The 25,139-nt window shown below is 49.6% G+C and carries 22 protein-coding genes and 1 pseudogene; 4 read left to right on the forward strand and 19 right to left on the reverse strand.

All coding sequences use genetic code 11. The features are described from left to right. Positions 1-15 precede the first annotated feature (15 nt). The 5 genes from PHQ97_08815 to PHQ97_08835 form a co-directional block, all read right to left on the reverse strand. Entirely contained in the window at positions 16-849 is an 834-nt protein-coding gene (locus PHQ97_08815) for a class I SAM-dependent methyltransferase (protein ID MDD4392830.1), read from the reverse strand. A gap of 66 nt (positions 850-915) precedes the next feature. Beyond that, the gene (locus tag PHQ97_08820; GenBank protein MDD4392831.1) at positions 916-1,146 is read right to left on the reverse strand and encodes a hypothetical protein; all 231 of its coding nucleotides are present in this window, start codon (positions 1,144-1,146) and stop codon (positions 916-918) included. Further along, positions 1,136-1,966, reverse strand: coding sequence for an ABC transporter ATP-binding protein (locus PHQ97_08825; protein ID MDD4392832.1), 831 nt, complete (start codon positions 1,964-1,966; stop codon positions 1,136-1,138). Before PHQ97_08825 ends, PHQ97_08820 begins: the two co-directional genes overlap by 11 nt. A 5-nt stretch (positions 1,967-1,971) precedes the next feature. Next, complete coding sequence (locus PHQ97_08830) at positions 1,972-3,042, reverse strand: iron ABC transporter permease (GenBank protein MDD4392833.1); 1,071 nt, start codon at positions 3,040-3,042, stop codon at positions 1,972-1,974. A gap of 9 nt (positions 3,043-3,051) precedes the next feature. After that, positions 3,052-4,305 (reverse strand): ABC transporter substrate-binding protein, encoded by a 1,254-nt coding sequence (locus PHQ97_08835; protein MDD4392834.1) that lies wholly within the window; start codon positions 4,303-4,305, stop codon positions 3,052-3,054. 1,114 nt (positions 4,306-5,419) lie between these two features. Here PHQ97_08835 and PHQ97_08840 point away from each other — a divergent pair. The 4 genes from PHQ97_08840 to PHQ97_08855 are packed head-to-tail and all read left to right on the forward strand — an operon-like array spanning position 5,420 to position 8,858. Further along, on the forward strand, positions 5,420-5,881 hold the full coding sequence (locus tag PHQ97_08840; protein MDD4392835.1) for a prepilin-type N-terminal cleavage/methylation domain-containing protein: 462 nt from the start codon (positions 5,420-5,422) through the stop codon (positions 5,879-5,881). Positions 5,882-5,889: 8 nt separating this feature from the next. Beyond that, entirely contained in the window at positions 5,890-6,537 is a 648-nt protein-coding gene (locus PHQ97_08845; GenBank protein MDD4392836.1) for a prepilin-type N-terminal cleavage/methylation domain-containing protein, read from the forward strand. A 14-nt stretch (positions 6,538-6,551) separates the two neighbouring features. Then, on the forward strand, positions 6,552-7,067 hold the full coding sequence (locus PHQ97_08850; protein MDD4392837.1) for a type II secretion system protein: 516 nt from the start codon (positions 6,552-6,554) through the stop codon (positions 7,065-7,067). A 36-nt stretch (positions 7,068-7,103) separates the two neighbouring features. Beyond that, positions 7,104-8,858, forward strand: a complete 1,755-nt coding sequence (locus tag PHQ97_08855; protein ID MDD4392838.1) for a hypothetical protein — start codon at positions 7,104-7,106, stop codon at positions 8,856-8,858. A 527-nt stretch (positions 8,859-9,385) separates the two neighbouring features. Here the strand turns inward: PHQ97_08855 and PHQ97_08860 are convergent. The 14 genes and pseudogenes from PHQ97_08860 to PHQ97_08925 form a co-directional block, all read right to left on the reverse strand. Then, positions 9,386-10,264, reverse strand: coding sequence for a hypothetical protein (locus tag PHQ97_08860; GenBank protein MDD4392839.1), 879 nt, complete (start codon positions 10,262-10,264; stop codon positions 9,386-9,388). 571 nt (positions 10,265-10,835) lie between these two features. Beyond that, a pseudogene (locus PHQ97_08865) lies at positions 10,836-10,979 on the reverse strand (prepilin-type N-terminal cleavage/methylation domain-containing protein). A gap of 165 nt (positions 10,980-11,144) precedes the next feature. After that, complete coding sequence (locus PHQ97_08870; GenBank protein ID MDD4392840.1) at positions 11,145-11,297, reverse strand: hypothetical protein; 153 nt, start codon at positions 11,295-11,297, stop codon at positions 11,145-11,147. A gap of 15 nt (positions 11,298-11,312) precedes the next feature. Continuing rightward, positions 11,313-11,588, reverse strand: coding sequence for a hypothetical protein (locus tag PHQ97_08875; protein MDD4392841.1), 276 nt, complete (start codon positions 11,586-11,588; stop codon positions 11,313-11,315). Then, positions 11,576-12,013 carry a prepilin-type N-terminal cleavage/methylation domain-containing protein gene (locus tag PHQ97_08880; GenBank protein MDD4392842.1) on the reverse strand — a complete coding sequence of 146 codons (438 nt, stop codon included), beginning with the start codon at positions 12,011-12,013 and terminating at the stop codon, positions 11,576-11,578. The genes PHQ97_08875 and PHQ97_08880 overlap by 13 nt, the downstream gene beginning before the upstream one ends. Further along, the gene (locus tag PHQ97_08885; protein ID MDD4392843.1) at positions 11,979-12,317 is read right to left on the reverse strand and encodes a hypothetical protein; all 339 of its coding nucleotides are present in this window, start codon (positions 12,315-12,317) and stop codon (positions 11,979-11,981) included. Before PHQ97_08885 ends, PHQ97_08880 begins: the two co-directional genes overlap by 35 nt. Before the next feature lie 479 nt (positions 12,318-12,796). Beyond that, positions 12,797-14,131: a sigma-54 dependent transcriptional regulator gene (locus tag PHQ97_08890; GenBank protein MDD4392844.1), complete on the reverse strand. Its 1,335-nt coding sequence runs from the start codon at positions 14,129-14,131 to the stop codon at positions 12,797-12,799. A 5-nt stretch (positions 14,132-14,136) separates the two neighbouring features. Beyond that, positions 14,137-15,360: a type II secretion system F family protein gene (locus tag PHQ97_08895; GenBank protein ID MDD4392845.1), complete on the reverse strand. Its 1,224-nt coding sequence runs from the start codon at positions 15,358-15,360 to the stop codon at positions 14,137-14,139. A 41-nt stretch (positions 15,361-15,401) separates the two neighbouring features. Continuing rightward, the gene (locus tag PHQ97_08900; GenBank protein MDD4392846.1) at positions 15,402-17,111 is read right to left on the reverse strand and encodes an ATPase, T2SS/T4P/T4SS family; all 1,710 of its coding nucleotides are present in this window, start codon (positions 17,109-17,111) and stop codon (positions 15,402-15,404) included. Between the two features lie 11 nt (positions 17,112-17,122). After that, positions 17,123-18,688 (reverse strand): type IV pilus secretin PilQ, encoded by a 1,566-nt coding sequence (gene pilQ / locus PHQ97_08905; GenBank protein ID MDD4392847.1) that lies wholly within the window; start codon positions 18,686-18,688, stop codon positions 17,123-17,125. Positions 18,689-18,696: 8 nt separating this feature from the next. Next, positions 18,697-19,206, reverse strand: a complete 510-nt coding sequence (locus PHQ97_08910; protein MDD4392848.1) for a hypothetical protein — start codon at positions 19,204-19,206, stop codon at positions 18,697-18,699. Positions 19,207-19,217: 11 nt separating this feature from the next. Next, complete coding sequence (locus PHQ97_08915; protein MDD4392849.1) at positions 19,218-19,793, reverse strand: hypothetical protein; 576 nt, start codon at positions 19,791-19,793, stop codon at positions 19,218-19,220. Position 19,794: 1 nt separating this feature from the next. Then, a complete protein-coding gene (gene pilM / locus PHQ97_08920) occupies positions 19,795-21,945 on the reverse strand; it encodes a pilus assembly protein PilM (GenBank protein MDD4392850.1) in 2,151 nt (716 codons plus the stop codon). Positions 21,946-22,854: 909 nt separating this feature from the next. Next, complete coding sequence (locus PHQ97_08925; GenBank protein MDD4392851.1) at positions 22,855-24,513, reverse strand: hypothetical protein; 1,659 nt, start codon at positions 24,511-24,513, stop codon at positions 22,855-22,857. Positions 24,514-25,139: the final 626 nt, after the last annotated feature.

Below are 25,139 nucleotides of genomic sequence, written 5' to 3' on the forward strand. Positions count from 1 at the left end.
TTTTTTCCTTTTTTCCTATACGTCCCAATACACGAGCGCAGACCGGTTACCGACCGGCCAGATATATTTTCCATCTTTTTCTTTCAGGTGAACGTCCAGCAGAGAGATCAAAAAATCGTCATGTTCACTGGTGTCCTGAACCCCCAACCGGTTCTTTATTTCATCCAGGGCCTCTTTCTGAGAATCGCTTGCCCAGGGCGTCCATGGTGCGCCGGTCTCCATAAGAACATTCGGGTAAATATCCATTTGAAGCAGTGCGTTATAGGCTACCTGAAAATTGGGGCTGTCAAAAGGCTGTCCCTGGATATGCTGCGTCGCCCTGGCCATGATTGAGTCTGCAAACAATGCCCTCAACAACAGAAAACAGGTTTTTCGGGTAGATGATATCATTTTCCGGATGAACGCCTTAAAATCCGTATTACAGTACATGGAGTGCGCGGCCAGTACATAGTCATGGGGCGTTACCTCCACATCCGGCCAGCTGCCTTTCACAAGACGGATATTGTCGATATTTTCCGTTTCAAGTTTCTTTTTTAATATTCCCCCCATGGCATCAGAGGGCTCAATCGCTGTTACCGCTGCAGCAAACGGTGCCAGAAAAACACTCCATGCGCCGGTACCGGCCCCGATATCCAATACGGTGGATCCCGGATTCTCTGCCAGGATTGAGGCCAGAAACTGTCTGCTGGAATCCGGTTTTGCCCACTTTTCTTTTACCAGACTTTCAAAGTGTGCGGCTTTATGTTTCCAGGAATCCTCTCCCCGGTGTTGTTTTTTCCGGTCAAAAGCCTTGATTTGCGTCTCTGCAAGCTGTTCCCACAGCCTGAGCCAGTTTGTTACTTTTTCCATTTTTACTCCTTTAGACTGCCCTTATTTATATGGCCAGTATCACCGGTCCCCGCCGCCGGGTCTGTATTACCTCGATGTGTTCTTCATATGTGGCGGACAGGTTTTTTCCCGTATGTCCTGAAAACCCGCCACAACCATACGCCGGGGAGGATTCTTCAATAAAATGGTTCTGCCGGCGGCATCCACGATCGATATCGGATGTGAAGATACGGCTGAAGCGCGGTACATGGGAAAACAAATCATCCATACCAGCAGAATCGGTATAATCCGTGCCTGAATGCCCGCTTTATATTTCATGGCGGCCACATTCGCTATCGGATGAATTCCGGAGTATGGGAATGCAGACTTTTCTGTCTATGCCGGCTTTCACCTGCATGATCTTAATCTTTACCCCATAGACTTTTTCCATGTTGATATCCGTCATGACTTCATCCGGTGTTCCCAGGGCCATAATCCGCCGGTTTTTTAACAAAACTACCTGGTCGGCACATAAAAAGGCATGATCGGGAAAATGGGTTGCCATGATAATGGCCATACCGTCCCGGGCCAGCTGGGTGATGACTTCGAGAATTTTTATCTGGTTTCCAAGATCAAGATGGGACGTAGGTTCATCCAGCAGCATAATGCCGGGCCTCTGGCTCAGGGCCCGGGCGATTAGTACCAGCTGCCATTCTCCGCCGCTGATGCCGGTGCACGTGCGGTCGGCCAGATGGAAAATCCCGATTTTTTTCATGGCAGTTTCGGCAACTTCCATGTCTTCTTCGGAAGGAGAGGAAAATATACTGATATGCGTTGCCCGTCCCATGACGACGATATCCCGGACAGGAAGGGGAAATGCCGATGACAGCGACTGGGGCACATACCCGAGATTTACGGCAATATCCGATGGCGCCAGCCTGGAGATGTTTTCTCCATTTACAGTGATCCTGCCGGTATGAATTTTAAGAATGTTGTTCAGGCATTTTAATATGGTGGATTTGCCCGTGCCGTTTGGACCCAACAGGCAGAGAATCTGTCCGGCATTCACACAGAAGTCGACATTTTCAAAAACCTGTTCTTTTTTCGGACCAAAATATCCGAAACCGGCATTTTCAATTTTGATTTGTGTCCGGTTCATAGAAATCACCGTCCGGGCCTGTTTCGTCTGAGCAGATAAGCAAACACCGGCGCACCGATTATGGCAGTCAGAATACCGATGGGGATTTCAATGACCAGAGCGGTCCGTGCAATGGTATCCACGGATACCAGATAGATGGCCCCAATCAACATCGATGCCGGCAGAAGATTTTTGTGGTCCGAGCCCACCAGCAGCCTTCCGATATGCGGGATCACGATACCGATCCATCCGATGATGCCGCTGATGCAGACGGCTGCTGCCGTGATAACCGTTGCGCAGATGATGATCATTGCCTTGAGCAGCTCCGTGTTGACCCCTAACGCACGGGCATCTTCTTCGCCCATGGCCAGCAGGTTAATCCGCCACCGGATCAGAAGTAATATAGCGGTACAGATGATAAATGCCGGCGCTACAATAACAAGATCCGGGTTGGCAACATGATTCAGAGAACCCAGCAGCCAGAATACAATGGCCGGCATCTTGTTCATGGGATCGGCAATATATTTGATAAAGGACGTCAGCGCGGAAAACAGCGATCCCACAACGATGCCGGAAAGTACCAGCATGAGAATCGGTGTTGTTTTATGAATTTTTGACAGGCTATAGGTCAGGCCTACGGACAGTAGCCCGAAGAGAAAGGATGAAATCTGTATATAAACAATGTTGTCAAACAGTAAAATGGCAATGGCAGCACCGAAACCCGCGCCGGAGGCAACACCCAGGATGTGGGGACTGACCAGCGGATTTCTGAAAACGCCTTGAAAAGATGCCCCGGAAACAGAAAGCCCGGCGCCCACCAAAAGGCCGGCAATGACCCTCGGCAACCGGACATCCATAACCACACAATCTAAAGTCTGCGTCCAGGTGGGGTCGATGGGAATAATTCTTGAAAACAGGATTTTCAGCCCTGTCACAAAGGAAATATCCGCTCTTCCCATGGTTAAAGCATTAAGGATCACGATTACCAGAAGCCCGGAAAGGACGACATTACAAAATTGCGGACTTCTGAAATACGGCGAGCTGCTTTTCGTCGGAGATTCCGTTGATCGTTTTGAAGGTGACGGCTGCTCAATCATAATCGGATTTCAGAGCTGTGCCCCTTTCATGATCTTTGCTTCATAATCGCCGGCAAGTATTTTGTGTACCTGCTCTTCGGTCAGTTCAAAATCAAAAATATCCCGGTAAAAATTTTTTATCTCTTTTTTCAGAGAGATATCGGAGAATCTGTCCGGATAGGCAACGGCCGCCAGCCACAGCGGATACAGGGCAGCAGATTCAGCGGTGGGCCGGTTGAATATAAACACCCCCGCCGGCTGGCAATAGATCTGTTTGTTTTGAACGGCGGCAATGGATCGCCACTGGGGATTGCCGGCCAGATCTTCAGGGGAGCCGGAGTTGATGACAATAATATCCGGATTCCACTCAAGCACCTGTTCCATGGAAACTTCCCCCAATCCGGAATGAAGCCCGGTTTGTTTTCCGGTGGTGGCAACCGATTCGGAACTGTTGATGCACCCGGCAAATTCGATCCGCTCCTGCATGAAGGTATCCCCGCCCAGGGTGACCAGATGCGTGGGGTTATACCCGTGAAACACCTTTTTTCTCTCATTTTCCGGTATGTCAGCGGTTCGGGCCCGCACCCGCCGGATGATGGATTTCAGGTGGTCAACATATCGCTCTGCCCGGTCTTCACTGCAAAACACATACCCGTAAAACCGTATCTCTCTGATGACATCATCGATTCCCTCCCCCATGCTGTCATCCAGAAAGACTACCGGAATCCGGGTTTTTTTCAATACAATATCCCCGTCAATGTCACCGGCAATTACAATATCGGGCATGGATTCAATCAGCTCTTCAATATTGATATTGCCGCAAACCGTTCGCGGTCCGGGCAGGTCTTTGATCCCGGGGTCCATTTCCCGGATGAGCCGCGACATTTTCAATGTATTGGTAACCGCACAAAGCTGATCCTGCACACTCAGAATATAGGCAACCTGGCCGGTGGGCCCCCCCAGAAGCGCAATTTTTTTCAACGGATCGGGGATCACCACTTCACGGCCCCGCATATCGGTGATCAGGCGGCTTTTTTGTGCAGCCGGTTCAGGTAGCTGAGGAAATGAATTAAACAGCCTCAAACCGAGTAAAATGAAAAATATGGCACATATTGCTGAAATAAAAATCAATGTGCCGGAGCGCTTTTTTTTTCTGTCAGTTTTATGGTTCATTTTGCCGTTATTGTTTCTGAAATTTAAGATAAATGTTTTGCGGCATCGGGTCGCAGCCCCTTTGCAATCTTTGCCGATGGTATCCTCATGCGCTTTAATAACATCCTGCATAAAATGTCATAAAAAGTGATTTTATATTCTTTAGGGTTCTAATTGTCAAAAATAATGTTTTATTAAATGTATTTATCGACAATAAAAGATACAAAATAACCTTAAATAACCTTTGTCTGATCGTCTTTCAAAGCGTCCCCGCCGCTGTCATTCCCGGGCAAAGGACAGCATAATTTGTCTGTCCCTATTTTATTGTGATTGTGGAGCCCTCTCCGAGAATCGCAGAAACAACGCACCAGAACTTGACAGGCATCTTATTTCATGAGACGCTGATCATGTCGCCTTTACCTCTTCCAAGGACGACACCCAGAAAGGGGACACCAACGATGACTGTTTACGGCCACCGCCGGAGCCGATTGAAAGGGGAAAACCTTCATCAAAAAGCCGAGGTATTATGTCTAAATCAGGTGAGTCAAAACGTGATGTCAAGAAAAAACCCCAAAAAACCCTCAAAGAAAAGAAACATGCAAAGATGGAAAAAAAGCACAACAAAATTTTACTTTCTGAGGGTTAAGGCCGTTGAAAAAATAAAATGCGCACAAAACAATGCCTCCGGCAGAGAGGTGAGCTGCTTCTGAAGCGAATTGCCGGTATCACGCGTTGTGTATTTATTTTTTCCGTAATTCCTTAACGGCTGTCCCGCACCTTGCATCCCCCTCAAGGATGCAAGGTGCGGCACAATTTTGCCTTTCTGATAACACCCTTCTTCTTCTTACATCACCCGTTGTGCCCCTGCGGCAAAATAATTCGTCAAACCGCAGTGGCGTGCGTGGCATTTTTTCCCCACTGTTCACCGTACGTTTCGCTCGATACGCATTGCAAGCATAATTTACCTGTCCCAATTTCTTTAGTAACCTGGTTACAAAAAATGATGGCGTAAGCAGACGGGAACCTGCTTTTTCCGGCGCAATCCATGTCAGGGATCCGTCTTGGATTACGGTCCGGATTACGGATTGAAAAACAAAAATACAAAATGAGCCATTAAAATACTGACACACAAGTTTACATTTCAGATGAATTTATGCTATGAGTTTGCACATAATGTTCAGATCGAATATTACTGATTTTTACCCCAACGGCCATTAAACCCGGGATAAATCGAAATGAACACAGAATGTATATGATAACAGAACGACTGAAAAACGATAGGGGTTTTACCCTGATCGAGATTATATCCGTCTTGCTCATCATAGCAATTATCAGTGCGGTGATTTTGACTCGAACTACGATGACAAATGAAGCAACGCTGCGGGCGGAAACCGATACGCTCAAAGCCCATCTCAGGTATGCACAGACGCTGGCGATGAATGATGCCCCCCCGATCCAGTGGGGGATAGAGGTCAAAGAATCCTCTTACACGCTTGTCAAAAAGACCAACGATGCCGACACAACCGATGACGTTGTCAGTCCTTTCAGTCTTCCCAATGAATCTTCCAAAAAACACGCTTTTTCCTCTATCACGGCAACGCCGGCTACCGTCTGGTTTGACGATTGGGGGAGTCCTTCCGGCGATTTGTCTTTAACGCTCGGCGGGAAAACCATCACGATCACTTCAAACACGGGATTCATACCATGAAATCCCATATGAAAAATAATGGGGCCGGGTTTACCCTTCTCGAATTCATCATTGTGCTGCTTGTTGCCGCAATCATGGCCTCCATGCTTTATACATACTTCGGATCAGCCTTGACCCAGAGCAGCCTGCCTGTTCTGAGATTCCAGAAATCGTTGAATCTGGATCAGGTTATGGAAAATATCATAGCGGACTATAATGAACTTAATACCATTAATTTGCGCAGCGTCTGGCAAAAGTCAACCGATTATCGCACGGGTTCAGTTATCATACCGACCGTCAGCAATGGTCATTATTATAAATGCACAACGGCAGGAACCAGCGGCTCAACCGAGCCGGAATGGCTGAAAGCGACAGCACCCGACGAGACCGTAACCGATGGCGACGATGTAATCTGGAAGGAAATTGGCACCATCCTGTACGGAAGTGATCCAGCTTGGTGCCTTAAGGGCCGCCTTGAAGCTGACCCGGACCGATACGATCCTGACAATTCCGGTTATACGGTAGTTCCAGACCCGGGAACCCGGTTTATCAAATTCATCGATGGCGTTGAATCCGGAGTTGACAGCGGTGATGAACTAGACCTCCTGAAGGTAACGATAACGATATCAAACAACGATACCAATGAAACACTTACGCAGATTTTTACGATTCGATGAAAAAGGGACAGATCATGCGGAAAACACGGTTGAACAGAAAAGGATTTACCCTCATCGAAATCATCGTTGTTCTGACGCTGGTGGGAATTACGTCCGTGCTGGCGGGCATGTGGATCGTTTCGATGGTAAACGGATATATCTTTACAAAACTGAATGCAGAAACCGCCCAAAAAGGGCAACTTGCCATGACAAGGCTTTCCCGGGAGTTTACCATCATAAATTTGATTACCAGTTCCAGCGATACGCAAATCACATATAAGAGAACCGACCCGGAATTAAAAACCGCGGGGCCTTTTACGGTAAAACTAACCGGCGATTTACTTCAACTGAATACCAGTGATGGGGATTATACACTGGCCGACAATGTGAGCGCCTTTACATTGCAATATTGTGATTCTCTCGATTCTCTCGATTCTTGCGGATCGAGCTGGTTGCCGACTTCGAGAATTATAAAATTCAAAATCACACTCAAGGGAGCCAACAATGTTGAATCTGAATTTGTCCGGCACGTTGTTCCAAGAAATTTATGATTTATGCAGGAACTGCAACATATTAAGGACAAAGGGATGAAAATACTTTTCCCGGTAAAAGCTGAAACCGGTCGTCATCGTTCTGAAAAATTTCTGTCAGGCTCATCTCGAAAAGGGTCTGTTCTCATAGGACTGATTATCACGATGATCGTCATGCTGGCCCTGGGGGCCGGCATGCATTCTCTGACGACAACCTCGACGATGAATGAACTTTCTGCCGGCAATCATTCGCGAGCATATTATACGGCTGAATCCGGTGGCCGGTACGCAATTTCCGTAATCCGGGAGGCTGCTACAAAAGAAGAAGATATCAGCACCCTATTGGACGATCTGGAGGCCGGGTCCTTCAGGATGTCCAACGGCGACAAATTCGAAATTGAAATTTTATCGGTGGAAACCGATCCTGATACAGGCGCGGATACGGTGACCTTTTACTCGACAAGCACCGTAAGCGCCGGCAATCTTCAGGCAAAAAGGCAATTAAAATATGGCGTACAGCTCGGAAATCAAGCGGGAAGCGAAACCGCCACGATACCGCAGGAAATTACGCTGAGCGATCTGGCAGACGCGTCCGGACATACTTCCACAGGTAATTTTGAGACAGTTGAGCTGGAGGGGGATACGGATAATACGGCGCTGGAAATTACCAAGACAACCGGCGGTTCAGGTCAGGGGAATCAGCCTTCGACAGAGGCGTATGTTTCGCTGTCCTCCGGAAGCTCCAACCCGATTTACCTGAGCTGGGACATTGCGGGCAGCTACCTGAGTTACGATATTCAGGCGAAAGTCGCCACGGGAGGGGATCCAGACACGAATTCCTTCAGCAATAAACCGGATACTTACTGCGCCGGAATCATGTTCCGGGCCGGAACAACCTTATCCCAGCAGTCCACCTTTTACGGTTTATCCTACATGCGCACCAAGACAGGAAATGGGCAAAGCAGCGATGGTATTGCAGATTCCATGCTCCCCGCTGAGTCGGCATCGGAAAAAGCCATGCTCATTTTGTGGACAAGAAATGGGAACCAGGGCAATGGTGACGACAACTGGCTGGCCTACAAACTTCTGGATGAAACCAGCGGAAGCGATTATGTCATCGACACCGACGGGCATGTTAAGGATTGGTCCACGATCCTGGCGCGTGTGATTGAGGCCGCATCTGTAAAATTGACGGTGCTCACGGCTCCGGATATTCATATTGGCGACATCATTGCGGCTGATTCAGGAAGTGCAACCGCAAAAGTTATCAGAAAAATCAACGACAGCGACGGAAACGTGGTGCTCCTGCTGAACAATGTGGACGACGGGTTCACCCGCCCGACGATGATCGACAGCTACTATACGGACAGCACCTGGGGATACCGTTCTCGCGACAACTATATCTGGGGGTTCTATGCTGACACCGCAAGCCATTCTACGCCGGATGAAACGCCCCTGAACAATGCCCGATACGGCAATAGCCGCAGCGCCGCTGACCTGAAGTGGCCGGTGGCCGATGTGCAGGCATGGACAGCAGATACCGACAATTTTTCATTGGTGCAGTGGAATGCAACCCTCAACACCGATCAGGACACCTCGCTCCACAGGATGGGAGCGGGAAAAGATGCCAACGGGATTATCCGGACAAACAAATGGACGACCGAAGCGTATGACGCAGACGATTTTCCTCCCGAAATGGGTGTAGTTTCCCTGGGTGAAAATTCGGTAGACACCTATTTTGATGATTTGACCTATTACCTTCAGGAAGAATCCGGCAGCAGCGGGGGCGGCGGTTCAGTAATTCAATATTAAACACGGACAAGGCATCTTGCCTCGCCCCCCGGCAACCCCTTCTCGCCCATCCGCCCTGAACCGGGCAGCCCTTCAGCCGTTTCGGTTTCCGAAGACAAGCCGGTACGCCGCCGCTGACCCCGCCCGTGAAATCACAACCACTGCAATGGGACAGGCAAACTATACACACACAAAAAAAAAACCACTTGAATATACTCAATAATTAAAAAAAGAACCTGTTTATCGGAATTTATTTTTCATACGAATACGATAAGGGACTCTGGATTTTCAAAAATACCATTTATCGTTATCGTCATGCCCGAATGCTTTTATCGGGCATCCAGCAAAGATCCTGGCTGGATTCCCGCTCAAAAGCATTGCGGGAATGACGGCACTTTGAGACTCGACAACCGGTAAATTAGTAATTTCCGTATCCCTAAGTGATGACCAGGGGAGAGTCAAATATGGATAAGACATAAAAATAACGCCAGACCTACATGACTGCAGGGTCACAATTCACAAAAATCTTTTTTTCTTCGGGATTGGTCCTAAATCGATTCTGAAAGACGCTTTAACGAGTACATCCCGTTGAGCCCTTTAACGGGCTTCGGCTTTTTTTCAGTCCCGGATTGAAACAGATGCTTGAAACGCTGATAATTCTCCGCAACAAACGCTTTTGTTCCAATAATTCCTGAATCTGTAAAATATCGGGTACGGTATCGGAACCTTTTTATCCTGCCTATATTAAATCCGCTATCCCGTTCTTTTTCTAAAATTTTCTTATCAATCACCTTAACAAAATTTTTATCCGTTCGATTGACAGCCCCCGCTTCATAGACATATCGTCGATAGCGTCTCAATCTCTCCCTTTCATCCGGTACCCCAAATTCAACCAGACCAAAATCAAAAGAAAGGAAACCATCCTTATTGCCCTGCTGTACATGATATCCGAGCGAATTCCAGCGATAATCTTCAGGACGACTGACGATACCGGCACGAAGAGGATTCAAATCGATATAGGCCAGACAGTTTATCAGGGTTTCGCCGTTTTCTACGATACAACTTTTAAACCGCTCTCCCCACAGGGTACCTCTTCTGTTATGCAATTTATTATAATACCTTGAAAAGCGCTGTTTGATTTCTCTTACAAATTCAGAGAGACTAGACCACTTGCTCCGATAATACGAAATTTTTTCTCTCGAAAATTCGTCATCATTCCCGTAAAAACGTTCATACCGCTCCTTTATCTCCTTATCAGAAAACCGGTTCTCAGGAATCATTCGAACTAGTACATGGAAGTGATTGCTCATTATACAAAAACCCAATATTTCAGCAAAATAAAGCAAACTGAACCGCCGGATTATATCAACCATCTGGTCTTTTTCGACATCCTGAAAAGGAAAACCGTCCAACGCCGTCCGGGACATAACATGATACACTGTCCTTTGATCAGAAACTATCATTCGAGAAGTTCTCGGCATGATACACTCCTTTCTTAAAGGATTGGCTGAACAAATATCGTTGCACTAATCCTGCAATTATATTTGCTTTGTTAAGGATAATTTGTATGAAATATTTATTTTTGATGATTGTTTATTATCTATTCATTTCAGTCATGACTGTCAAGTCATAATTTGCCTGTCCCATTTTTTTTTATTCCTTAAAAGAGTCCACCGACCAATACGCGGGATGTTCAAGGGTGGCAGGGGCCCGCTCCACATATGCCAGCTCCCCCTGGAATGTCAGCTCCACTTTATAGGCCGTTCCCGAACTGGCATTTCCATAGGATTTATGCACACACAACCAATTTTCACCTTCGTCCCCGTCTGTACCGCCTTCACTATAGGTGTGGCCGGGATCCAGGTAGGGGTCCATATCGGCGTAAATATTTCTATCAAAATCGAAAACACTGTCTGTGCTCTCGTCTGCCAACATGTATTTGGCCCACAACTGATGTTCACGGGCGTTGTACTCTGCAATCCCAGCGTATATCACCTTGCGTCTGGCCTCTTTTTGAAAATCCATGTAGCGCGGGACAGCCACCGCGGTCAGAATCCCCAGCAATAATAAAACAGCAATAATTTCAATGAGCGTAAAGCCCCTGTGATCCATTTTCTTTTTTGCAATCCACTCAATTTTCATACCAGTAGTCAAAGGGGATAGGAACTTTCTTTTTGTTAAAAAAAACATAAAAGCTCTCCAAAATTTGAATTTTTATCTTCACCCTGATACAGGTACAACATTGTCTCTGTATTAGGAGAACAAATTTTTCTCACAGCCATGCACCGCTCAGGGGGCCATTTTTTATCAATATTGAGTCATCCCGTCCGGTCCTCCGCCGAGGCCCTCCACTTTTAATTCAAAATCATCAAAGAACTGATCGTTGCTGGCGTTGGAGTCGTAAAAAGCATGCACGCCGATTTCATCCGGTTGCAGGATATCGAAATTTTCCGAAGTCAATTTGAACGGTCACTTTCAAAAGATCCTTCGAATCACCGTCATCGGCATCGGCATCGGCTTCTTCATCGCCTGCAGGGTAAAACCGATCCCCCAGGAAACCTTGTCGCTCATCGCCCGGAACTGGGCATAGCGCAGATGGCCCTTCAGCGTTTCGGTTTCCGAAACCCGCCGGTAGACGCCGTTGACCCCGCCCGTGAAATCACAACGGCGCTGATGATACCGATGATCATCAGCACCGATATGACTTCGCTCAGGGTGCTCTGCCCCTGCCGGTGCTACTATCTTTTCCAAGTGGCAGGTGCAGTTGTCGTGGAAGGAGTCCTGGTTAACGCAACGCCAGTTGCGCTTTGAAAGGATAATGTTCCACCAGTATCAGTAGGGCCGCCGCCGTCAGCCCAAGTGTAATTATCAGTTCCTAAGTCTGTGTCGTAGCCGGTATTCGCAGGAGTCATGAGGGCGCCATCGATAGTCGCATCAGTGAGACCGTCTGCCCAGGTGGCTGTCGATAATTTTGCCTTACCCCAAACGAGAGCTTCTCTGGAATTCAATTCAGCAATTCCGGCATCGATGGCCCTATCTTTGGCTTCCACTGTCAAATCTATATACTTTGGAACCGCCACTGCCGCCAGAATACCCAGCAAAATCAGCACCGCAATAATTTCAATCAACGTAAAACCTTTTTCATTGTTTAAAATCCGATTTTTTCTTTTTTCCATTTTTAAATCCTTTCATGAATAAAAATTTATAAACGCAATAAGCGATGAACCATAACTTTAAGCTAAGCATAACCCGTGCCAAGGTTATCCCCTGTTTAGCCAAAGGGTGCTGCCCGGAGGGGCGGAGGCTTTGCTCCCTTGAGGCTGTATAAGATAAAAGCCGCCGGTTTCCTGCCTCTTGCCTGGGGTGATGAAAATCAGCCATGCTGACCCAATTTTTGCTTTGAAAATTATCAATAGGCTGAAGGCTCAAAGCTGAAAGCTCAACAGGGCAAACCAGCTGATATTTTTGAGCTTTCAGCATTCAGCTTCGAGCTTACGCGGAACAAAAATGGAATCATACCAAAAAACTGGGTTAAGAGTATTTTCACCACTCCACCTCTTGCCTCAAGCGAAGTGCTCCTCCAAGAATAGCGCGCCTCAGTCCGCGTCCGCAGAACGCGAACTTTTAAAACCTGCGCGGTATCCCGGTTTTAACGCATCAGCTTGCCATTATCTACATTTTATGGAGATTGATCTCCATAATATGAGGACTCAGGGACTCTGGATTTTCAAAAGTACTATTTATCGTTATCGTCATGCCCGAATGTTTTTATCGGGCATCCAGCAAAGGGCCTGGATTCCCGCTCAACAGCATTGCGGGAATGACGGGCACTTTCATTGCGGGAATGACGGGCACTTTTTCATTGCGGGAATGACGAGCACCTTGAGACTCAACAACCGGTCAAATGACGGCACCTTGAAACTTGACAATCGGTCAATTAGTAATTTCCGTATCCCTTGTTAATCTTTAAAATCACCGGCATTGATTTCAAATTTTTTGATCCGGTTCCAGAGGCTTCTCTGGTTGATCCCCAGTTCCTCGGCGGCCCGGGCCTGTACGCCCCTGCTTTTTTCGAGGGCGGTGCATATGAGGGATTTTTCGATTCCCCTGACCGTTTCATCGAGGGATAATTTTTTTTGGCCCCCCCCCATGGCAGCACCAGATGGCAGCATCAGCGCTTCAGGGGTTTTTATTTTTTCGGAAAGATCTCCGGGCCTGATCCACGCCTGATCTCCCGCCAGGACGGTCGCCCTTTCGATAATATTTTCAAGTTCCCGGATATTGCCGGGCCAGTCGTATTTTTCCAGAATAAGGAGTCCGTCCGGGTCAATCCGCTTTTCAGCGCCCGCAAGACTTAAGAAATGATCCGCAAGGGGCCGGATATCCTCTTTTCTTTTTCTCAGGGGCGGCAGGGTGATGGGAAACACATTGAGCCGGTAAAACAGATCCTCCCGGAATTCCCCCCGGGCGATCAGTTTTTCAATATCCTTATGGGTGGCGGCAATGATGCGGACATTCACCGGTACGGCCGTGCTGCCCCCTACCCGGTTCAACTCCTTTTCCTGGAGAACCCGCAGCAGCTTCACCTGGAGCGCAAGGGGCATGTCCCCGATCTCGTCCAGAAAAAGCGTGCCGCTGTCGGCCTGTTCAAAACAGCCTTTTTTCCGGGAAACGGCCCCGGTAAAGGCGCCCTTTTCATGACCGAAAAGCTCGCTTTCCATCAGCCCGGAAGATATGGCGGCGCAGTTGATTTTTATGAACGGCCCGTCCTTTCTGGCGCTTTGCCGGACAATACCCCTTGCAATCAGCTCCTTGCCGGTTCCGCTCTCCCCCAGAATCAGGACGGTTGAATCCGTAGGTGCCACTTTTATGACCTGGGACAGCACCTGGCGCATGGCCTGGCTGGTTCCCGCAATTTCGGGAAAAAATTTTTCCGTGTCCACGATATCCAGGGCATGGGCTACCTGAGCAAAAATTTTTGAGTAGGCTTCCATCGGGTCGGCGCATTCAGCGTCATCGTCCGTTTCAGCCGCATTTGCCTGAACGGCCGGTGATTTTTTAATCTTTTCGATAAACGCTTCAGCAGGCTTTAAAACCAGACGGATGATATAATAGCCGATCAGGGCCGAGAGCCCGGAAATAAAAATACCGGAAATCAGAAGAAAAAAAACGGGATCTGTCTGATGTTTATACGAATAATCCGTAATCTGAAAGGAGACCAGAAAGGAAAAAAGAGAAAAAATTCCAAAAATAAAAGGCGCCAGAATATAGATGCTGATCTGAATTTTTTTCATGACCTTTACTTCACCATCTTGGTCAAATCCCACATCGGCAGAAAGATTGCCAGTGCAAAAAAGCCCACCACGGCCGCAAGGCCCACTATGAGTATGGGGCCGATGGCGTCAGAGAGCTGTTTGACGGCATATTCCACCTCGGTATCGTAATGCTCGGATACCTCCTGAAGCAGTTCGTCCAGGTTGCCGGTATCCTCGCCGATGGCCACCATGCTCACCACCATGGGCGTAAAGTACCGGGCGGATTTTAACGGTTCCGAAATGCCGCGGCCCTCCTCGAGCTTCTCCCGGATGCGGGTGAATTCACGCGCGATGGCGGCATTGCCGATGGTGCCGGCAAGAATCTGCATGGCCTGAATGACCGATACGCCGCTGTGCTGCAGGATCGAAAAAATAGCGGAAAAACGCGACATGGCCGACTTGATGAACAAAGGGCCCATCAGCGGGATGCGCATCAGGGCGCCGTCCCGCACATATTTTCCCTGATCGGTTTTGCAGTAAGCGATCAGGGCGGCCAGACCGGCCGCAAGGGCAGCGATGATTCCGAACCAGTAATTTTCCAGAAAGCGGTATAATTCCAGACAGATCCGGGTCGGCAGCGGCAGATCAAGTCCCGCCTGGATAAAAATCGTTACGAATTTGGGAATCACGAAGGTCAGCAGCACGAAAAAGGCTACCCCCAGGGCAATGACCACGATCATGGGATATCGGAGGGCGGCCTTGATATCCGATTTTACTTTATGCTCGTGCTCGATGATGTAGACCAGACGTCCCAGCACGGCAGGCAGGGAACCTGCGGTTTCCCCGGCCTGAATCATGCTGCAGTACAGCGGTGAAAAGGCCTTCGGGTGCTTTTTGAAGGCCTCTGAAAGATCGCAGCCTTCTTTGATGTCCTGATGCATGGCGGCCATAATTTTTTTCAGGCCCGCATTTTCGGTTTGCGCTTCCAGAATATCCAGAATATCCAGAATGGGAATGCCGGCCCGGGTCATGGTCCGGAACTGCTGGGTGAACAGAATCAGATCGCGGGTCGTGACGGGACGGTTGAACAGCCCCCCCATTTTTTTCCCCCCGCCCCGTGCCGATGGGCCGCTTTTCGCGGTAATCTTTACGGGTATATAGCCACGGGCCGCCAGCTGGGCGTTGGCGGCATCCACTGATTCCGCATCCACCATCCCGGTCAGGGAGGCTCCGTTTTCGTTTATGGCCCGATAGGCAAATTGCGTCATGGTGATTCACAACATATGGCTTAAATCAAAAAAAAAATTCCTCAAATCATCACCGCCAGAGCCGCTTCTTCCAGCGTGGTGATACCCTGAAGCACTTTTCCGACCGCATCTTCCCGCATGGGAACGAGCGTGCCGGCCTGTTGCGCGGCACGGCTGATTTCACGGGCCGACTGTCTCTTTAAAATCATATCCTGGATCATCTCATCGATCGTAAGCACCTCATAAACGCCGGTACGGCCCTTAAAACCGGTATCCATGCAATGAAAGCAGCCCCTGCCCCGGACAAATTCGGCGTCTGGCACCTGATCCAGTCCCCAGCGCTTGAGCGCGGCGGCCGAAGGCGTGTAGGTTTCCCGGCAATGGGGGCAGACTTTTCGCACCAGGCGCTGGGCAATCGACACCAGCATGACCGAGGAGACCAGAAAAGGTTCGATGCCCATATCGATAAACCGCGTAATGGCGCCGGCGGCATCATTGGTATGGACCGTGCTCAGAACGCGGTGACCGGTCAGGGCGGCCTGGACGGCGATCGTGGCTGTTTCGGCATCCCGGATTTCACCCACCATGATCACATCCGGGTCCTGGCGCAGAATTGCACGCATGCCGCTGGCAAAGCTCATGCCCGCTTTGGGGTTCAACTGGACCTGACGGATCTTCTCGATGCGGTATTCCACAGGATCTTCCAGCGTGATGATGTTAATATCAGGCTGATTGATTTTCTGCAGGATGGAATAGAGCGTGGTGGTCTTGCCGCATCCGGTGGGGCCGGTGCTCAGGATCATGCCGTAGGGCTTGGCGACGGCCGCTTCGATTTTCCGGCGGTTTTCGGCCGAAATCCCCATGCTGTCCGGGGACTGAATGCCGCCGGAGGTGTCCAGCAGGCGCAGCACCACATTTTCGCCATAGATGGTGGGCAGGGTCGAGACCCTTATATTGACCTCCTTGTTGTTCAGTCGCACCGTAAATCGGCCGTCCTGGGGAATCCGGGAGACCGAGATGTCCAGATTGGCCAGAATCTTCAGGCGCGAGGCGATCGGAAGAAACATGCTTTTGGGCGGTGCCGGGGCTTCCTGAAGCTTGCCGTCCAGCCGGAAGCGCACCTGAACATGGTCCTTTTCGGGGCTGATATGCACATCGCTGGCCCCTTCACGTACCGCCTGGGACAGGATCGAATTGACCAGGCGAACCACCGGCACGTCTTCGGCCATGTCCTGAAGTGAGCTGACTTCCACATCATGGGTGGAGGAATTTGCTTCGCTGTCGGCATCATTACTGAAACTGACCTCCTGCACATGGCTCAGGACATCGTCGAGTCCCGAATACACGCCGTAAAGATTGTTGAGCAGCTGATTGAAGTCCTGCTCGGTGCAGATGACCGCTTCCACCTCCAGGTTTGTAAACACCTCGATATCATCCATGGCCTGGATGTCCATGGGATCGATCATGGCAATGGTCAGCAGAAAAGCGCTTTTTTTAAGGGGCACCACCTGATACTTGCGGGCCATATCGACCGGCAGCACTTTTGCCAGCGTCATCTCCACGGGATAGTCGGCCGGATGAAATTTTTTGACTTTCAGCTGAACAGAAATCAGATCGACAATTTTCGATTCGCCGACAATACCCTTGCGCACCAGGTACTGGCCCAGTTTCAGGTTGGCCTTTCGGTGATCGGACAGCGCCTGCTGAAGCTGTTCCTCGCTCAGCAGGCCGGCTGCCACCAGGATTTCTCCCAATCGTTTTTTTTTCTTCATTTTTCCCTCTTTTACGGCCCTACTTCGCGCGGTGTCGACCGATCCGGTGTTACGGCCGCTGTCGGCTTTTCCTTCAGGATGTGCGGCGTGATGAAAATCAGCACTTCCTCCATGGTGTTGCTGTTGCTGCTGCCCTTGAACAGGCTGCCGAACAGCGGAACATTTTTGACTCCCGGCACTCCGGATTCGGCGTTGCTGGTTGTTTCCTGGCTCAGGCCGCCGATCACCGTGGTCTGTCCGTCAAACAAAAAAACCTGCGTTTCCGCATTGCGGGTGATAATGGTGGGATTGCCCTCCACCGTTTGCGAAAAATCCAATTCATCCTTATTGGTTTTAATTTTCATTTTGAGCATGGTTTCATCAATCACATGGGGCGTTACTTCCAGACTGAGCACCGCTTTTTTCCATTCGATCTGAATTTCGTCATCCTCGATGGTCTGGTAGGGGACCTCTTTGCCGCTTTCGATCAACGCCGTCTGATTATCAAGCGTGGTGATCGATGGGCTGGACAGAATATTGAGTTTGCCGCTTTCTTCAAGCGCTGAAAGTTGAACGGCCAAAAGGCTTTCACCGGCTTTTTCGATGGCAAGGCCCAGGGTCAGGCCGGTGCCGGACGCCAGCTCGGCCGGAAAGCTGGCGGCAACACCCGATGTCGGATCGATCGCGCCCTCGCTCGGTGACTGACCCAGAACCCCCGAGCTGTTCGATCCGGGATAGATCCAGACATCGCCGCTATTGGACAGACCGCCCCACTGAACGCCCAGCTCGCGGGCCGTTTCACGGGTGGTCTCTACGATATGGGCCTCGATCAGGATCTGGGGCGTCGGACGGTCCAGATCGTCGATCAGCGGGAGAATGTACTCGATATCGCTGTGCACGGCGTAAATGATCAGTGCATTGTTGTGTTCATCGACCATCACGGCCCCGCGGGCGATAGCGCCCTCGCCTTTGGGAATCAAAAGTTTTTCCAGATTTTCGCGCAGCTTGGCCGCGTCCGCGTATTTGACATGAACCGTACGGATTTCCATGGGCGCCGCCTGACGGATTTCCTCCCGTTTGCTCTTGATCTGCTGCTCGGTTTCAAGCTGTTTCAGCTCCTTGCCGATATCCTCCATGGAAATCACCCGGATGATATCCCCTTCCCAGGCATGGACAAGTCCCTGATTTCTCAGAATACCGCTGAAAACCTGATCCCATGGCGCATTTCTGACGTTCAGATCCATCCTGCCCTGCACACTCTCGTTGACGATCAGGTTCAGATCAGCGGCTCTCGCCAGGGCGCGCAGGAGCACGGCAACCTCCACCTTGTTCATCTTCAGGGTGATTTTTTGCGTGGGCAGGGATTTTTCAGGGGCCGCCGCGTTCTGCGATGCAGACGCCGGCTCCGGAGGCAAAGGGGTCGGCGTTTTTTTTGCCGGCGAATAGCCACGGGATTCTTCCACCCGTACGCGCCATTTATCAAAAAAAGGATCTTTTTTATCGGTTTCCGGCGCCGCGCAGGCACCGCAAACCAGCAGGAGCAGGGCGACAAGGACAAGCCGGAGCATAAACCGTTGTGAGACAGAATATTTATTCATAGGTATTTTCAATCCATATTGATTTCATCGAGAGTAAGGGTTATGCCATTTTTCCCGTCGGCGGATTTCACCATGACCTGCCGCGGTGTAATCTGCTGAACAACGTAGTCCGTTTTTGCCAGTTGCTCGCCGACTTCGTATTCGATACCATCGATGATGGCCAGTTGCTTTTTACCCAGCGCCAGATAGCCGGAATAGACGAATGTGACGGCAGCCGCCGTTTCGGAATCCGTTCTGCCCGGGGCCGTTGCGCTTGACGCGGAGGTTGAGTCGGGTTCCACAAACGGCATGCGCTGCCATTCGTCCGAAGCCAGTTTCAGAATATAATCATCGGATTCTGTGTTTGTTTGTCCGGTGATGGTTTGGGTTATATCCGTCATGAAGCCGGTTAAATCATTCACCGCTTTTGCTGCATCCTTCGGCTTGTTTTTCACCGCGGCGGTTCCGATAAAGCTGTAAAAGCCGTACAGTCCCACCAGCAGCGTAATCGCCAGAATAATTTTTTCCCTTTTGGACATGCTCGTTTCACTTATTCATGCGCCTGTTCATGCGCCTGTTCATTCAGCAGGCAAAGCGTCATCCCGAGACTGAGGCGTTTTGATTCAGGCTGGGGCTGAATCCATATCTGTTCGATCTGATCCAGCCAGGAAAGTTCTCCCAGCCGGAACAAAAACTGGCGGAAATCAAAAAAATCACCACTTACATCCAGTTTCATCCGCCAGCATTTTGAATTTTCCATCAACGTATCAAATTCCGGTTCCAGCCTGTCAAGCCTGAGATGGCTTTCGTTGGCCATTTTACTGAAAATATCCGGCAACCGGTCGATTTGCTCCCGCGAAAGCTTTTCCTTCTTCACGAAAGAAAACCCTTCCGGATACCGGGTTTGCGCTTTTTCTTCAAGATTTCTGAAAAGCGGAATCAGAATTTTCTGTTCCTCGATTCGGGCGTTCAGCTGCGCAATCTCCGTATCGATCTTTGCCAGCTGCTTCTGACGGGGAAGAATCATCAGCGCTACAACGATGATGACACTGCCGGCGCAGATCAAAAGATATATAAGACCTCGCATCTGGATATGGAATACCGCCATTTCTTTCATGCCGCTCATGTCAAATCATTTCCAAATGCACACTGAAACGCAGAACTTCCTTTTGTTCAAAAACGTCAAAGGACTGGCTTTTAACGCTGAAACTGCCGAACAGGGGCGACTGCTTCAGCCGGACGAGATAGGCGGCCAGCGCCATTGAAAAATGCTGACGGTCTCCGAATACAAGCCCTTCCAGACTCACTGTTTTTTTCGAAGCGGCGGTTTTCTCCGGACGCCGCTGAATTTTATTCGAAAGGGGTTGCGCTTTTTCCGACCGCTCAGGCACCAGATCAACGCTCATGCGGGTCAGACGAACATCGGACGGGCTTGAATTCGCAAGTTCACTGATAATCGCCAGGCCCTGATATTTTCGGGCGTATTCCGCCAGCGCAAGGTTGCGCTCCTTTATTCTGGCCACCTGCTGCAGAATCCGGGCTTGATCCACGCCCGGAGGATAGGTTTCCATCTGCTGCTGAAGCTGGTTTTTATAAGTCGTCTGTTTGTCAAGCCGGTACGCCTGAAAGGAATAAAAGGCGGCGCAAATCAGCATCGAGGTCAGAAAACCGCCGAACAGAATCCGGTTTTGCTGTCGCATCCGATTCTGTCTGGCCTTATCCTTGTAAGTCAGTATAAAATTGGGCGTATGCGGGTTGGCGGCAAGCGCCAGGCCAAATGCCGGCAGAAACGAGACCTTTTTAAAAAACGCCGCCGGAATGGCTACCCCGGGGGCAGGTATGGCACTGAACGGATCAATGGTTTCAACGGCAAGTTCCAGTTGCTTTCCGATATATTCAACCAGGGTGGCGCTGGCGCTCAATTCACCGGAAACGAAGATACGGCCGATGTTCCTTTCACCGAAATTCAGGGCATAATGTTTGAGGGTGCGCTCGATCTGTCCGATCAGGCGTTCCAGCACGGGACGGATGATGTCAAATACGTCTTTTTTGCCCGCATGCCCGCCGTTTTTTACATCAGGAGCGGCAACAGGATTTTGAATCAGGGTCAAAAGCATGCGATACGCCTCATCCGCATTCATGCCGGCCGCCGGCTCAGGCGCAATGCGGCTTTCTTCGCCATTATCCAGAAAAAGCCCGTTCGGCTGGCGGCAGGCTTTTATTTCATCCCTGATGGCTTCAACCATGCTGCTCATACCGGCCCGGATACCACGCGAGAGCATCAGGTTGTCCTGCCGGAAAATGCTGATGCTGGACCAATCCATCCCGATAAAAAGGCTGCAGGTATCGGGAGCAGACGGTTTAATACCGCCGGCCCGCAGAAAATTTTGAAAAGCGAACGGGAAAATAGTGATGCCGGCCAGGGGAAATCCGCTTTTTATGAACAGCTCCTTTAATTTCTCAATTTCCCGCCGGGGAGCGGAGTAGGCCATGACTTCAAGTTTCTGAACGTTCTTTTCACGGATTTCACCCAGAATCTCATAATCAAAAACCACATCCGTTTCATCAAAGGGGACTTCCTTCCGGTAGGTCCAATAGACCGCGTTGGCGATCTGGCTCCCGGATACCCTGGGAATCTTGATATGACGCGTATCGACATCGGACGGCGGAAAGGCGCTCCAGATTTTTATTTTTTCCGAAGCACCACAGAAGCGGGTCAGGGCCTCCTTTAAAAAACGGGAAAAAAGCGGGCTTTCCATGGAGAGCCCGTTTTCAAACACAACTTCCCGATATGCCAGCAACTGTAATTTTTGCGGCGAGGATCGGGATAGTTTGACCAGCCGCAGGTGATTGTCATTGATATCCACGCCCACGAAAACCGCTTTATTGTACGGCATAAATTTTTGCCAGAACGGTTTTTGCCGGCGCTCCGGCGCAGAGGGTGAAAGATGTGCGGAAATATCCGGAACGGTGTTGACGGATAGATGCCCGGACTGCCGGCCGGAGGGGAGATCCGAAGAAAAACTGAGAATTGATTTTAACCGCAATAGCGCCGCTGAAAAAAATTTCCGGGGCGCCAGGACTGAAACCCATGCGGGCAGATCAAATCTTTTTACCGGCTCATCGGAACCGGATGGTTGATCAGCGCGTTGGATGGCCTGTTTTTTTGAAGCTTTTTTCCTGGCGGAACGAAAAATAAAAACGATGAGAATTGCGATAACAAGAATAAGGGCAACAACCCCACTTGTCAGATAGGGGAGATAAGGAGCTGATTTCATAATAAATTGACCAAACATTCCCATACATTTTCAGCAATTTTCGATAGCTTGCCAAGCTGCATATGCAAGGCATCTAACACATCACCGTCCTTCATTGTATTAAGTAAAAAATAGCCCGGTTGAAGTTTTTCTTCTAATCCGGAAGGCATCACGCCTTACTGGCCACTTTTATAAAAAGATTGGGTGTTATTTGTCAATTGATTATTATTCATATGATTATTATTCATGAAGTTGGAATAATTGAAATTTTTCAGATAAAAGCAAAATATTGCTTACAACGGAAGGCGGTTATCTTGATCCGCGAAAGTCTGTATCCGCGTTCAAAATCGAATTCCACCGGTTTGTCATTTTTTTCTGTTCACGGATGTATTTACGTACGGTTTCCGCATCCAATCCAACCGCACTCACACGGTGCGCTCTCGACCCGAAATGCAAGTCCTTCGTTTCATTTACTTTCAACAGATCTCAATAGATTCGAACCGCGCCCTTCCCCCTTAAGAAAACAAAAAAGATATCGAAAATATGGTCGATACATTCGATCACCTGATCAAGGCACATAATGACTGGATGAGCCATGCCTCTCGGATCAGGACTGGAGTGGTGAAAATACTCTCTCTTAACCCGGTTTTTTGGTATTATTCCATTTTTGTTCCGCGTAAGCTCGAAGCTGAATGCTCAAAAATATCAGCTGGTTTGCCCTGTTGAGCTTTCATCTTTGAGCCTTCAGCCTAGTGATAATTTTCAAAGCAAAAATTGGGTCAGCATGGCTGATTTTCATCACCCCAGATCCTGCCCATGCCGATAAACCGATTCGCCCGATCGGCGCAGCACTGGTGGAATACTGCCTCGAGCAGGCCGGGCTTCTATGAAGGCATTGAAAAACCGGAAAGGAAAATATACCCGGCCCCATCATCCCAGTATCGCTTTAAATAATTCCTCGGGGGGACGCAGGCTATACTCAACCCCCCACGCCGCCAGACGCCCGCTCGACCGGTCTCCCCCCAGACGATATGGAATCGGGCTCCACGGCTGACCGCTTTGTGGCGGGTGCCAGACTGAAAGCGCCGTGTCATAAGCGGGATCTCTTGACTTTAAACTGAAAAAATGCGCTTTTACGGATTCAAATTCCCGGATAATGCCCAGCTGCTTGAGTTTGGCAGCGATAGTACTCTGCCAGAAATTAAATTTAACCTTCCCATAATGATCCAGATGATACGACTCATCGCTGGTATCCGTGATATGTTTTTTGCCTTTTGGTTTTATGTCAAGGCCCGTAGTGGCAAGGTACTGCGCCCACATCAATATTTCGAATTGTTTTTGAACGGCCGCTTCGCTGATATCGGTCACCGTGATCCGGGGTTTGGCCCTCGCGGCAAGGTCTGTCATGATCCCGTGGGCCAGGGTGTTCAGGTAGTACCTGCTCGACTGCTTCAGGTGATCGGCAATAAACATTCTGGAATCTCTCGCCAACCTGGCCCTGGCGATCAGGTTGACCTTTTCATAATCCCAGCAAGCCCATACCAGGGAAGTCGGCGTTCGAATGGTGCTCATATATTCGGCCAGCGTTTCGTTGACCGCTGTCATGATCACCCTGACCTTTTCCTGAACCTGCTGTCGGATGGTATCCGCGGCGGAGCCGGACATGTTTTCGGGCGGAGCCGGCAGATCCGTCACATGGCAGAGCGTTTTCTGATTGACCTTGTCAAAGGCCTTGCGTTTGGATTCCGCAAAGATCATGGGAACCCCGTCCAGAAGCTGAGGCACTGACGAGTAGCCTGAAAGATCGCTGACGCCCGAAGGCGCCGGGGAAGTACTCACGGCATTGTAGGTGGTTTCAACCGCACCGCCCCATGTTCCGGTGGCTTCGTCATACTTCCAGGAATTAGACTGACCGGGATAGGTGGCGGACATGACCGATCCTGCCGACGCTGTCACACAGGAAGTCCATGTGTCGGCCGTGAGAACCGCCTGAACGACCCCGCCGATGATCGCCCCGAACGGCGGCGGAGCCGCCAGTTTGATCACCGTACCCAGGATATTTCCGACCAGCTTCCACCGGGCCTGGCGGGCGGAATCGACCTCGGTGACCACCCGCTGAAGCTCCTTTTCCGCATTCTGGGCGCAGGTGATCAGTTCCCGGACAAGCACCAGCCAATCCGAAACCATTTTATTGAGCGTTATGCTTTGCGGATCGGAAAATACATTCCGACTGGACTGCTGGATTTCGTTCGCCAGGGAACTAAAAGATTCAAAAGGCGTCAACCGATCCGGCTGAAAGCGGCTGATGGGTTTGTTCCGGTTCGTCTCAAACCGGGACTTCAGGTCCGCCATCAACTGAAAATGACGTGAGGCGTGGTTTTCGACCTGAAGACCGGTCTCCGGTGCCGGCAGCTGAGAGCTGATGATCACTTCGAGTTGGGACAGCGTTTGCTTCGTCGCACCCATCCGGGTGGAAACCTCCCGAAAACAATCCGTGGTCAACCCCATTCCGGCCAGATCCGCACGGTCAGCGTAAACACTGGAATCCAATCGGATCACTTTACCGCTGTCAATATCGATCATAGGCATTCTGAATTCTCCCGAATGAATCAATTTTTTAAATTTTTCGAAGCGTCATTTTTCCTTACGAAACTTACCAAGCTTTTTAGAAACTATTTTATATACCGCTTTATTTTTGTAAATTCCACAACTTTTTTATTTTAACTCAGTAGTAGCCGGGTAGATTTCTGGCGGTAATGTATTGAAGAAATATCATCCCAATCATCTCTTCCTTTGCATCCCCGGCACATAAATACATTTGGCATAGTCTTGCTCACGAAAAACAATTCCTTATTCATAAATTTCGGTTTTGCGCTTACTGTTTTTACTTGCAATTTATCGGTGCAGCTTATAAGTAGCTGGGTGCCGTATGAATGAAAAGGCACTCCAGAATTTCTAAATTCCATTGTGTTTTCATCATCTGGCATCAAACGAGTCGAAGCGGTTTTTATAAATATCTTCCGACAACAGCACTGCCGGTGCATTTTATGAAGCACTTTTACCTATCGGAAATACGTTGCAATCCTTTTACTCGATGATCCAGTTTTTCGAGCTTGACGAAAAATCCGGTTATCGTTAAGCTGCTGCTCGGTACCTGAGAGAAGGCGAGGGCTGAAAGTTCCCCCAGATTCTCGCGTTCATATGTTTGCCAGATA

The sequence above is a fragment of the Desulfobacterales bacterium genome (genome assembly GCA_028704555.1).
Lineage (GTDB): Bacteria > Desulfobacterota > Desulfobacteria > Desulfobacterales > JAQWFD01 > JAQWFD01.

Excerpts from the sequence above, each read along its gene's own strand:
- PHQ97_08860 (MDD4392839.1), bottom strand. The coding sequence starts at position 10,264 with ATGTCCCGGACGGCGTTGGACGGTTTTCCTTTTCAGGATGTCGAAAAA.
- PHQ97_08830 (MDD4392833.1), bottom strand. The coding sequence starts at position 3,042 with ATGATTGAGCAGCCGTCACCTTCAAAACGATCAACGGAATCTCCGACG.
- PHQ97_08835 (MDD4392834.1), bottom strand. The coding sequence starts at position 4,305 with ATGCAGGATGTTATTAAAGCGCATGAGGATACCATCGGCAAAGATTGC.
- pilQ (MDD4392847.1), bottom strand. The coding sequence starts at position 18,688 with ATGAATAAATATTCTGTCTCACAACGGTTTATGCTCCGGCTTGTCCTT.
- PHQ97_08915 (MDD4392849.1), bottom strand. The coding sequence starts at position 19,793 with ATGAGCGGCATGAAAGAAATGGCGGTATTCCATATCCAGATGCGAGGT.
- PHQ97_08890 (MDD4392844.1), bottom strand. The coding sequence starts at position 14,131 with ATGAAAAAAATTCAGATCAGCATCTATATTCTGGCGCCTTTTATTTTT.
- PHQ97_08910 (MDD4392848.1), bottom strand. The coding sequence starts at position 19,206 with ATGTCCAAAAGGGAAAAAATTATTCTGGCGATTACGCTGCTGGTGGGA.
- PHQ97_08850 (MDD4392837.1), top strand. The coding sequence starts at position 6,552 with ATGCGGAAAACACGGTTGAACAGAAAAGGATTTACCCTCATCGAAATC.
- PHQ97_08820 (MDD4392831.1), bottom strand. The coding sequence starts at position 1,146 with ATGAAATATAAAGCGGGCATTCAGGCACGGATTATACCGATTCTGCTG.
- PHQ97_08925 (MDD4392851.1), bottom strand. The coding sequence starts at position 24,513 with ATGCCTATGATCGATATTGACAGCGGTAAAGTGATCCGATTGGATTCC.
- PHQ97_08840 (MDD4392835.1), top strand. The coding sequence starts at position 5,420 with ATGTATATGATAACAGAACGACTGAAAAACGATAGGGGTTTTACCCTG.
- PHQ97_08855 (MDD4392838.1), top strand. The coding sequence starts at position 7,104 with ATGAAAATACTTTTCCCGGTAAAAGCTGAAACCGGTCGTCATCGTTCT.
- PHQ97_08900 (MDD4392846.1), bottom strand. The coding sequence starts at position 17,111 with ATGAAGAAAAAAAAACGATTGGGAGAAATCCTGGTGGCAGCCGGCCTG.
- PHQ97_08815 (MDD4392830.1), bottom strand. The coding sequence starts at position 849 with ATGGAAAAAGTAACAAACTGGCTCAGGCTGTGGGAACAGCTTGCAGAG.
- PHQ97_08845 (MDD4392836.1), top strand. The coding sequence starts at position 5,890 with ATGAAAAATAATGGGGCCGGGTTTACCCTTCTCGAATTCATCATTGTG.
- PHQ97_08895 (MDD4392845.1), bottom strand. The coding sequence starts at position 15,360 with ATGACGCAATTTGCCTATCGGGCCATAAACGAAAACGGAGCCTCCCTG.
- PHQ97_08880 (MDD4392842.1), bottom strand. The coding sequence starts at position 12,013 with ATGGAAAAAAGAAAAAATCGGATTTTAAACAATGAAAAAGGTTTTACG.
- pilM (MDD4392850.1), bottom strand. The coding sequence starts at position 21,945 with ATGAAATCAGCTCCTTATCTCCCCTATCTGACAAGTGGGGTTGTTGCC.
- PHQ97_08885 (MDD4392843.1), bottom strand. The coding sequence starts at position 12,317 with ATGCTGAAAGCTCAAAAATATCAGCTGGTTTGCCCTGTTGAGCTTTCA.
- PHQ97_08825 (MDD4392832.1), bottom strand. The coding sequence starts at position 1,966 with ATGAACCGGACACAAATCAAAATTGAAAATGCCGGTTTCGGATATTTT.